This window comes from Frankia sp. CcCS3 (assembly GCF_977927575.1).
Window position 1 is genome coordinate 1 of the sequence record NZ_CDWRCL010000128.1, and the last position, 10,961, is coordinate 10,961.

Consider the following 10,961-nt stretch of genomic DNA (forward strand, 5'->3'; position numbering starts at 1 on the left):
CGAACGGAGTGCTCAGCCCGTCGCAGTCAGCCTGTCTCAGCCAGCCCGGCAACCACCCGGTCGATCTCGGCCCGGAAATGCTCCGAGATCTTGATGATGTGCGGTTCGCGGAGCAGGTAGAAATGCTCACACGGAACGAAATGGATGTCATGGCTCCCGGTGAGGAATGCCGACCATGCGTCCTCCGGGTCCGGATTCTCCGCCGATCGGTACACGAGGGCCCGGCCGGGCCACGGCCGCGGTCGGTAGAAACGTTCGAGGAGCCGCCCGTGGTTGAAGAAGACGTCGAACTGTTCGAGCCCGCCGAACTGTACGACCCCGGTGAGCGGAATCTGTACCATTTTCTTGAGGGTCGCATTACTGGTGAAGTTCGCCCGCTGTTCCGGTAGCAGCTTCTGGGTGAACCGCGCCAGCCGGCCGCGGTAACCGCGCGCGTGGTCCTCGGCTGCCTTCGACGGCGCGGTGGCGCCGGCCGCCCCGGTATCGCCCGCCTCGGTATCGCCCGCCCCGGCCGACTCGATCCGCAGCGAGGCCGGCAGGTAGGTGTCCATGATGGACAGGAAACCGACCTCCTCTCCCGCGGCGGCGAGCTGCTGGGCGATCTCCATGGCGATCAGGCCACCCAGCGAGTGCCCGGCGAGCAGGTAGGGACCCCGGGGAGCCAGGACGCGGATGATCTCCAGGTGGCGGCGGGCGGTCCGCGCGACGCTCCAGTCCGGGAAACCCCGCCGCTCCAGCCCGTGCGCCTGGAAGGCGTAGACCGGCTGGTCGCCACCAAGGCGGCGGGCCAGTGAGTGGAAACCGAGGGCGAGCGCGCCGGCCCCGGCGAAGCAGAACAGCGGCGGCCGCGAGCCGGTGGTGCGCAGGGGGACAACGGTGGGGTGCCGCGGACCCGACTGCTGCGCGAGTGACAGCGCGCGGGCGAACTCGCCCAGCGTCGGCGCGTCGACCAGCGCCGATGACGGCATGGTGATCCCGAGCTTCTCCGCGACCAGGGTGAGCAGCTCGTTCGCTGCCAGGGAGTCGCCGCCGAGCTCCATGAAGTCGTCCCCGATGCCGACCTCCTCGAGATCGAGGACCCGCGTCCAGATGTCGGCGACGACGATCTCCCACTGCGTTCTCGGCCGGGCGGAGACGGCCGGGGCCTCCGGCGGGGGCGGCAGCGCGCCCCGGTCCACCTTGCCGCGTTCGTTGCGGGGCAGTTCCGTCAGAGGGATGATCGTCGTCGGGACCATCCAGACCGGCAGCTTCTCGCGCAGCCTCCGCCGGATCCGGACCGGGGACAGGGTGTTGCCGTGTACCGCCGGCACGACATAGGCGACCAGCCGGTTCCGCGCCGAAGGATGCGCGACGGCGGTGACGACCGCCTCGGCGATCTCCGCGGAGCTCAGCAGCGCCGCCTCCACCTCGCTCGGTTCGACGAGGTAGCCGCGGATCTTCACCGCTGCGTCCCGGCGGCCGAGCAGGACCAGCGTGCCGTCGGGTTCGAACCGGCCGACGTCGCCGGTCCGGCAGGTGGTCCGGCCATCGGTGAGCGGGGTGAAGCGGGACGCCGTCATCTCCGTGTTCCCCCAGTACCCGGCCGACAGGTAGGCCGAGGTGACCTCCACGTCGCCCACCTCGCCGGGATCGGCGGGCGTGCCGTCCTCGCGGCGCAGTACCACCTCCTTGCCGGTCGCCGGCAGTCCGGCGGGTACCGTGCCCGCGGGCGGCTGGGTGCCCGGCGGGACCTCGAAGAAGCCGAGGGAGGCGATCTCGGAGGCACCGGACCAGTTCACGTAGGTACACGCCGGTGGCACGTGCGGCCGCAGCGCCGTGATGTCGCGTCCGTAGACGGCCTCCCCGCACGTGGTCACGATCCGTAGGTCGGCGAGGACCTGGTCCGGTTCGAGTGAGCCGACGAGGGAGCGCAGCAGGGACGGAGTGGTCTGCAGCGCGGTCAGGTGCTGCGAGGAGATCCAGTCGGCGAGGCCGCTCAGGCCCACCGCCCGGGGATCATAGGCATACACCCCGGCCCCGTTGAGCAGACCGAACACCACCACGGTGATGCCGGCGGCGAACGAGTACGGCAGCACGAGGGCCAGCCGGTCGCCCGGCGCGAAACCGAGGCGTTCGGCGCCGGCGTAGGCGTCGCACAGGAACGTGCCGTTGGTCCACACCACGCCCTTGGGCGCGCCGGTTGAACCGGAGGTGAACACGATGCAGGCCGGATCGTCGACCAGCGGCTGCGGCCACCAGACCGCGTCCGCGCCGTTCGCCGCGATCCACCGGGCACCGTCCGCGGCCGCCGTGGCGAGGTCCAGGACGAGGCGGGGGCCGCCCCCGGCCAGCGCGGCGAGCAGGGCGTCCGGATTCACGCTGGATTCGGCCGTGGCGTTCGAACCGTTGGTCCCCACCGGCTGCAGGCCCACCGTCGAGCGGGCCACGGAGCCGTCGCCCAGGTCGGTCAGCAGGGCCACGCAGCCGGCCTGCCGAACGATCTGTGCCATCCGTTCGGCGGGCACCACCGGATCCAGCGGGACGACCGGGCGCCCGGTTTTCAGCACGCACAGCACGCCCAGCAGGCCAGCCACGCTGTGCGGCAGCAGGGTCGCGACCGGACCGTCCTCGTTCGCGTCGAGGCGGCCGAGGACCGCCATCGCGATGTCATCGGTCCGGCGATCAGCCTCGGCGAAGGTCATGACGACGCCGGGAGAGACCAGCGCGGGCGTGTCGGGCAGGTGCGTGGCGACCTCCCGGAACCGGCTGACCACCGAGGCCGGCAGGTCGTCGAAGTGCAACGCCGGGAAGAACGCGCCACCTTCAGGCGTCGCGACCGCAAGGGACGTGCGCCGACCGCTTTCGTTCAAAGCCACTCCCTCGTCCTGTCCTCTCTCGGCGTCATCGGCTTACGACGGATGACGATGATCTTGTGTCCTGGCCGGTCCTCACCTCGTCAACCGGGTGCGGCTGGTTACCCCTGATCGGGGGGGCGGACCTCGAATCCCGTATGGTCACGGATGCGCCGGGGCCGGTGCCGGGTGGCTGCGCGATGGGACGGGCCGTTTGTGGTAACCCCGTCCAACAATCTCGTACGGTGCTGCCTCGTACGGTGCTGCAACCGTTCGCTCGTGGTACACGAACAGCCTCCCCAACACGCAGTCCGGTATAGCGCGTGCGACTTTATACCATGGTGCTGTGGCTATCTTATGGTCACTCCCGGTAATCCTCACTCAAGGGGTAGTTTGTCGGTGGTAATCGGGCTTCGGCTATGTCCGGCGCAAACGATTGGCCGTGATCCCGGACTAATTTGATCCCGAGTCGGCGGTTCGGCCGATGGTGCCCGGATCCGGTGCCGCCATTCCGCGGCGTCGCGGCCCGGAGCTCGGGGCGGCTCGCGGCCGCACGATCGCCGGCTCCTCGCTCCAGGAGAGCCGGCCCGCCGCGCCGGGCCGGCGCCGGGCCCCGCTGCCCGGCCGCTCGGGGCCGGCCGCTGCGACCGTTCGCCGCTTCGGTGTCCTGCCTCACATCCAACAAATTCTTTGCCCTCACTTGCAACAGCAAGGTTGAGCGTCTTAGACTCACTAACTGTGAGAGCGGGAGGCAGTCGCACCGAAGGTGATCCGTCCAGGGGGCGCCTGAGGGGCGGGCGCGTCTCGATCGGCATCGATGTACAGAGATCGGCCCTAGAAAGATCAATCTTTTGGAGGGGGAGCGTCGTGAGCACCTACCTGTGGGACCCGTTTGCCGCGCTGGGGCGCATGGACCGGGAGTTCGACGAGATTGTTCGGCGTGCCTGGGGCCCGCGGCGTCCGGTGCTTACCGGACGGTCGTCGGTCACCGAGTTCGCCGTCCCGTCGGCTGATGTGGTTACCGAGGGAGCGGATGTACTGATCAACCTCGAGCTGCCCGGGGTCGATGTCGAGCGGGACGTCGTGGTCGAGATCGACCGGGGTCGCCTGGTCGTCCGCGGGAAGCGTGCGGCCGGCAGCGAGAGCGAGCACGCTGGTCGCGTGCACCGCGAGCGCTGGCACGGTTCCTTCCGCCGGGAGTTCCGGCTTCCCGAGGGCGTGGACGCGCAGCGGATCTCGGCCACTTACGACCGGGGCATCCTGACAGTCCGTCTCGTCGGCGCGGCGGCGGAGCCCAAGGCGACCCGGATTGAGATCACCCCGGTCGTCCGCGACGCCCGGCCGGCCGAGGTTGCCGAGGGTGGCTCCCCGGGGCTGCCGGCGGAATCCGCGACGCCGCGGCCCGCCGAGCCGGCCACGCCGGCCGCGGCCGGTTCCACCGCCTGAGGAGCGCACCCGGCGTGCGGACGCCGATGTCCGCACGCCGGGCAGCGGTTCCCTCGCACCGGGCGGCATACCCCGCCGGACCGGTCGATCCTGCCGGGACCGCCCGGCTCAGCGGCGGCGCGGTCCGGTGCCGGCGGAGGAGGTCCGTCCCGGGGCGGACCGTCCGGCCGAGCTACCACTCGACGGAGGCGGCACCATCGGCCCGATGTCGCCGTCCGGCGCGGTGTCCAGATCGACGATGACGGGAGCGTGGTCGCTCGTCCCGACACCCTTGCGGGCCGCTCGGTCCACCCAGACCGCGCGCACGCGGCCCGCCACGTCGGCGGTCGCCAGAGCCAGGTCGATGCGCATCCCAAGGTTCTTCGGGAAACACAGCTGGCGGTAGTCCCAGTAGGTGTAGACGGCGTCGTCGGGCCAGCGGGCCCGCAGCACATCGATGAGCCCGGCGTTGACGAGTTCTGCGAGTGCCGCGCGTTCCGCCGGGGTGACGTGGGTGGCGCCCTCGAACTGGGTGATGTCCCAGACGTCGGCGTCCGTTGGCGCGATGTTGAAATCACCCAACGCCATCACCGCGCCCTGGGCCGTGGCCTCGGCCACCACCTCGCGCAGCGCGGCGAGCCAGGCCAGCTTGTAGGCGTAATGAGGGCCGTCGATGGTCCGGCCGTTGGGTACGTACAGCGACCAGATCCGGATGCCGCCGCAGGTCGCGGCGATGGCGCGAGGCTCGGGACCGGGAAAGCCCGGATCGCCCGGAAGACCCCGCGCGACGTCGTCGAGGGTGTCTCGCGACAGGATCGCCACGCCGTTCCACCGGCCGTCGCCGTGATGGGCGACCCGGTAGCCCCGGCGGAACAGATCCTCGTCGAACAGCTCCAAGAAGACGTCGTCCGACAGCTTCGTCTCCTGCAGGCACACCACATCCGGCTCGGCCCGGTCGAGCCATTCGATCAGGCGGGCCTGCCGAGCCTTCGCAGAGTTGATGTTCCACGTCGCGATCCGCACATCTGTTGACGGTAGTCCCAGGGTCCGACAGGTCTGCCGGGCATGTCGGGTCTGGGATGATGGTCGTCATGGGAATGAGCCGGCGTGTCGACGATGACGCTGTGGGCCGAGGCGCTGTTGCTGGCCGGCCGTACGTCATCTGCAGCTGCGCGATGTCGTTGGACGGGCACATCGACGATAGCTCGGATGAGCGGCTGATCCTCTCCAGTGCCGCCGATCTCGACCGGGTGGACGAGGTGCGTGCCGGCTGTGACGCGATCCTCGTCGGCGCGGCCACTGTCCGGCGGGATAATCCCCACCTCGCCGTGCGCGCGCAGCACCGTCGGGCGGCGCGGGAGGCGGCCGGGCGTCCGCCCACGCCGATCAAGGTCGTGCTGTCCGGCGGGGGAGATCTCGACCCGAGCGCTCGGCTGTTCACCACCGACCCGGTCGAGACGATCATTTACCGTCGGGCCGGATCATCGTTGCCGATCGCCGCGCCGACCTCGTCTCCCGAGCTGTCAACGCCGCAATCGGCGTCGGCGGCGATCCGCACCGCGCCCGCTGCCCGCACCGAACGCGCCACCTTCACCGCGCGCGTCATCCTGGTCGAGCTTCCCGGTCGGCCCCGGGTCGAGGTCGCCGCCATCCTGACCGATCTCGCCCGGCGTGGCGTCCGCCGGCTGCTGGTGGAGGGTGGTACCTCGCTGCATACGGCCTTCCTCACCGCCGGCCTGGTCGACGAGCTGCATCTTACCGTCGCCCCGTTCTTCGTCGGCGAGCGCGATGCGCCGACCTTTGTGGGACCGGGGGTCTTCCCCAACGACGTCCGCTCGCCCCTTCGCCTCGTCGAGGTCCGACAACTCGACAATGTGGTTTTTCTTCGGTATCTGGCACCGACGTCTCACTAAACGCCGTGACCGGCGGCTCGATCGCCTCCGGACCACGAAAGGACCACGCGGTCGTCGAGCCCACGCCGAGTCGACGGCACCGATGTCGATGCGGAACGTAATACTTGCCTCACTTCATGTCGTGGTTTCGAGGTGCGTCCGGGACGGCGTTCCCGGAGCATGGCCGGCCCCTGCGGAAGGGCGATGATGCGGGCGGTACGGGCGGTACGGGCGGTACGGGCGGCGACCATGGCGGGCACGATGGCTGCCGCCCTCATCCTGGCGATGGTTCCGGCGAACGGCGCCGCGGCGCGACGGCACGCGGTCCCGGGTGGACCGGTTGCGCCGGTGGATCTGGGCTTTCCATCCGGGTACTTGTTCAGTACGGCGACAGCGATCAACGATCGGGGAGAGGTCGTCGGCATCGGCTCCGCGGGCTCCTACGACCTCCACGGCCTGCGATGGTCGGAGAGTGCGGTGACGGCGCTGCCGGACGGGGCCCCCGGGCCGTCGCGGATCAGCAACGCCGGCCAGGTGACAGGCTTCCGCCCCCACCGCGGCGCCCCCGACACCGGATTCGTGTTCCGGCCCGGCGGCGTTCTCGTCGATCTCGATTTCCGGGTCGAGGACCAGAACGAGCGCGGCCAGGTGGTCGGGACCAGAACCACGTTCACCGCGCCGCCTCGTGCCGTGAGCTGGTGGCGTGGCCGGACCGTCGATCTTGGCGCGCCGTCGGGTGCCGCCAGCTTTGCCGTGGCGGTGAGTGACAGCGGACAGGTCGCCGTTCGGGTGGACGAGGGGGGCCGTTCCCGCACCGCCCGGTGGACCCGAGGGCGGTGGACCGATCTGCCCGACCTGCCCGGTAGTGTCGGGAGCTGGGCCGCCGACATCAACGATCGTGGGGACGTCGTCGGCTGGGCCCAGACCGCCGATCGGACGATGCACGCGGTCGTCTGGCGGGGTCGGAGGATCATCGATCTTGGCGCGCTGGGCGGTCGTGGCAGCCTGGCGACGGCGATCAACGACGCTGGGCAGGTCGTCGGTTCGACGTTCGACGGCAACGGTGGCGGTCGCGGCTTCCGCTGGGAGGACGGCCGCGTGACGGATCTCGGCATCCTCGGCGGCCCTTCCAGCACGCCGGCGGCGATCAGCGACCGTGGCGACATCGTTGGCGTCAGCAGTACGCCCGACGGCGCCGAGCACGGATTCCGCTGGTCCCACGGTCGGATGGTGCTCCTGGGCGATTTCGGCGGCGGCACCAGCCGCGCCGTGGCGGTCAACAACCGCGGTCAGGCCGTCGGTTCCGCCCGCCTACCCGACGGCGGCACCCGTGCGGCCCGCTGGAACTGATTCGATTTCCACCACCCGCCCACCGCATTTCCTCGTTCCCCGGACCGGTCGGTGTCCGGATCCAGCACGCTCCAACCCGTCGTGGCGCCGTCTCGTGGCCGTCAGCTTTCGGACATGTTGCGGAAGGGGCGGGAAAACTCCCTCTGCACAGGCACACTATGGTGCGTCTGGCGATCGAAGGAGCGAGGGAGAGTGCTGGTGGTTCCGACCCCGCTTCACGTCACCACCCCCGCGGGGGAGGCGACGCTCACCGGAGACAAGCCGGTCGTGGTGGGGCGGGCCCGTACGGCCGACATTGTGATCAACGATGGCCGGGTGTCGCGCCGGCATCTGGTGCTGCATCCCGACGTCGGCGGATGGCGGATCGAGGACATCAGCGCCAACGGTCTCTGGCGGGATGGCTGCCGTGTGGGCGGTCTTGCCGTCTCCGGGGAGCTCCGGCTCCGGCTCGGCGCGGTGGACGGACCTGAGGTGGTGCTCGTTCTGCGTCCGGCCCCGCCGATGATCCCGCCGACCGCGCCGACCCATAGCCCGGGCGGGGCACCCATCCCCCTTGCCGGCCCGCCGTCGCCGTCGCCGTCGCCGTCGTCGCCGGGCGCGGCGGTGCCGGGCACGGAATGGTGGTCCGAACCGGCGCCGGGCGCTGCGTCGGCGCCCGTCCCAGCGGCACCTGCGCAGTCGGGCGGGCCCGACTCGGCCGTGGGGCAGGCGACGATCGTGCACGACCGGCGGCGCGTGCATCCGCTGACGATCGGACGGGTGCGGATGGGCCGGTCCCGCGACAACGACATCAACGTGGGCGACCTGCTCGCGTCCCGCCATCACGCCGAGCTGCACATCTCGGTGGCCGGTGTCGAGCTCGTCGACCTCGCTTCCGCCAACGGCACCTTCGTCAACGGTCACCGGGTCACCCGGGCGCGGGTGATGCAACGCGACATCATCGCCATCGGCCATCATCTGTTCCAGCTCGAGGGAAACTCGCTCGTCGAATACGTCGACTCCGGTGACGTGGCCTTCGAGGCGCAGGCGCTGTCGGTGTGGGCCGGCACCAAGCAGCTCATGCACGACATGACCTTCCGGCTGCCGGGCCGTTCCCTGCTCGGCGTCGTCGGACCGAGCGGGGCCGGCAAGTCCACGCTCCTCAACGCTCTCACCGGCTTCCGACCGGCGGACCGGGGATCGGTGATCTACGCGGGACGTGACCTCTACGCCGAGTATGACGAGTTGCGACGCCGGATCGGGTACGTGCCGCAGGCCGACCCGCTGCACGATCAGCTGACCGTGCGTGAGGCTCTGCTGTACGGCTCGGAGTTGCGTTTCCCCGCCGACACCACCGCCGAGGAGCGGCGGGCCCGGGTGGAGGAGGTCATCGGCCAGCTTGGACTGACCGCGCACGCCAACACACCGGTCTTCCGGCTTTCCGGCGGCCAGAAGAAGCGCACCAGCGTCGCGCTGGAGCTGCTCACCCGGCCCTCTCTGCTGTTCCTGGACGAGCCGACCTCCGGTCTGGACCCGGCCAATGACCAGTCTGTGATGGAAACCCTGCGGGGCCTGGCGAAGGGCGGCGGCGCCGGCTCCGGCGACGAGACCGGCCGGACCGTCATCGTCGTCACCCACAGTGTGCTGTTCCTGGACCTGTGCGACTTCATCCTCGTGCTCGCGCCCGGCGGGCACGTGGCCTACTTCGGGCCTGCGGACGGGGCGCTGCGGTTCTTCGGCAAGGAGGACTTCCGCGAGTTCGCGGCGGTGTTCCGCGAGCTCGAGGCCACTCCGGGTGAGGAGATGGCGGAGCGGTTCCGGGACTCGGAGTTCTTCGTACCCTCCGCGATCGTGGCGCCCGCGGTGCGCAAGGCACCGCCGGAGCTGCCCAGCGTGCGCCAGCAGCCGGTCCGGGCCCAGCTCGCGACGCTGACCCGACGGTACTGGCGGGTCGTGCTCGCCGACCGGTCGTACCTACGGCTGATCATTGCCTTCCCGTTCCTGCTCGGCGTCGTCCCACAGGTGATCCGCGCCCCGGACGGGCTGCGTGCGTTACCCCAGGCGCCGAACACCGACGCGACGAAGGTTCTCCTCGTCCTGGTGCTGTGTGCCTGTTTCATGGGCATGGCCAACTCGGTCCGGGAGATCGTCAAGGAGCGGCCGATCTACCGGCGGGAACGCACGATCGGGCTGTCCCGCACCGCCTACCTTGGATCAAAGATCATTCTGCTGACCGGGATCACCACCGCCCAGTGTCTTGTCTTCACCCTGATCGGGCTGGTGGGCCGGACCCCGCCGAGGGCGGTCGTGCTCGGCTCGCCGGTGCTGGAGTGTCTGATCGCGGTGAGTGTCGCGGCGCTCGCCTCGATGATGATCGGTCTGCTGGTCTCGACGCTGATCGACAACGCGGACAAGACCATGCCGATCCTGGTCCTGGTCACGATGGGTCAGCTGGTGTTCTCCGGGGGGACTGACCTCGCTGGTCGGGCGCCCCGTGCTGGAGCAGATCAGCCTGCTCGTCCCGGCCCGCTGGGGGTTCGCGGCCCTGGCGTCCACGGACGATCTCAACGACGTCAGCAAGTTCGGTAACGAGACCCTGCGGACCGACCCGGCCGACGGGCTGTGGAAGCACAGCGTGGCGATCTGGGTCCTCGACATCGTGATCTGCGTGCTGATCGGTGTCGTGGCACTGATCCTCACGGCCGTCATGCTGCGCCGGATCGAACCGAAGGTCACCCGGCCGACGGGTGCCGGGCCAGGGCCGGCCACCGGTTCGGGTTCGGGTTCGGGTTCGGGAGGGTTGTCGGGTCCGCGGCTGTACGGCACCGGGGTCCCGCCGGCGCACGGTTCCAGGACCGGCCGGTCCATGCCGTTACGCGGCTGAGTGGTCAGTCCGTCCCTGTAGCCCACGCCCCGGACCAGGTATCCCGGCGACCTCCCTCGCGAGCCGGGCCGCGAGGGAAGTCGCTATACCCCTATCTGTGGGCCGGCGCGGCGCGAGTGGTCGCAAATCCAAAACCTCTGCAGCAACCGGTTATCGTGGCGATAAGGTGAGCTGACCGAAGTTCGCTCGCGGTGGGGGATTGGGCATGGAGATCGTCTTCTTGTGCGAGCAGTATCCGCCGATCATCTGGGACGGGGCGGGAGTCTATACACACGACATCGCTCACGCACTGGTCGCGCTCGGTCATCGGGTTCATATCCTCTGCGCGCAGGGACGCTACCGCACGGATGAGGATCATGACGGGGTGATGGTGCACCGGCGGCCTCTCCTGCGGTTGCCCGTCACCAGGTTTCTCGGCCCACTCGGCCGGTCGTTCCAGGGGGAGAACCACCCTCGTGATTCGCTCTCCCTGCGGTTCGTTCTCGCGGTTTCCTATGCTTTCTGGCTGCGTCGTCTCGGTCTGCGTCCCGACGTGATCGAGACTCAGGACGGCGAGACCCGGGGCCTGCGTACCGCCCTGCGCCGCGACATCCCCCCCTG

General features: G+C 70.0%; 6 protein-coding genes and 1 pseudogene. 5 read left to right on the forward strand and 2 right to left on the reverse strand.

The window, feature by feature from the left end:
- Window positions 1-26: 26 nt before the first annotated feature.
- Window positions 27-2,855, reverse strand: coding sequence for an alpha/beta fold hydrolase (locus AC08OQ_RS12405; protein WP_476602288.1), 2,829 nt, complete (start codon window positions 2,853-2,855; stop codon window positions 27-29).
- Window positions 2,856-3,698: 843 nt separating this feature from the next.
- Between AC08OQ_RS12405 and AC08OQ_RS12410 the strand changes: the two genes are divergently transcribed.
- Window positions 3,699-4,277, forward strand: coding sequence for an Hsp20/alpha crystallin family protein (locus AC08OQ_RS12410; RefSeq protein ID WP_476601589.1), 579 nt, complete (start codon window positions 3,699-3,701; stop codon window positions 4,275-4,277).
- A gap of 108 nt (window positions 4,278-4,385) precedes the next feature.
- Here AC08OQ_RS12410 and AC08OQ_RS12415 read toward each other — a convergent pair whose 3' ends face one another.
- A complete protein-coding gene (locus AC08OQ_RS12415) occupies window positions 4,386-5,279 on the reverse strand; it encodes an exodeoxyribonuclease III (RefSeq protein ID WP_476601588.1) in 894 nt (297 codons plus the stop codon).
- Window positions 5,280-5,353: 74 nt separating this feature from the next.
- Here AC08OQ_RS12415 and AC08OQ_RS12420 point away from each other — a divergent pair, with 74 nt between their 5' ends.
- From AC08OQ_RS12420 to AC08OQ_RS12435, 4 genes and pseudogenes are all read left to right on the forward strand, one after another.
- Window positions 5,354-6,169: a RibD family protein gene (locus AC08OQ_RS12420; protein WP_476601587.1), complete on the forward strand. Its 816-nt coding sequence runs from the start codon at window positions 5,354-5,356 to the stop codon at window positions 6,167-6,169.
- A gap of 183 nt (window positions 6,170-6,352) precedes the next feature.
- A complete protein-coding gene (locus AC08OQ_RS12425) occupies window positions 6,353-7,498 on the forward strand; it encodes a hypothetical protein (RefSeq protein WP_476601586.1) in 1,146 nt (381 codons plus the stop codon).
- Between the two features lie 192 nt (window positions 7,499-7,690).
- Window positions 7,691-10,361 (forward strand): annotated as a pseudogene (locus AC08OQ_RS12430) (ATP-binding cassette domain-containing protein).
- A 205-nt stretch (window positions 10,362-10,566) separates the two neighbouring features.
- The coding region (locus AC08OQ_RS12435) for a glycosyltransferase (protein WP_476612058.1) at window positions 10,567-10,961 on the forward strand (395 nt) is incomplete at its 3' end.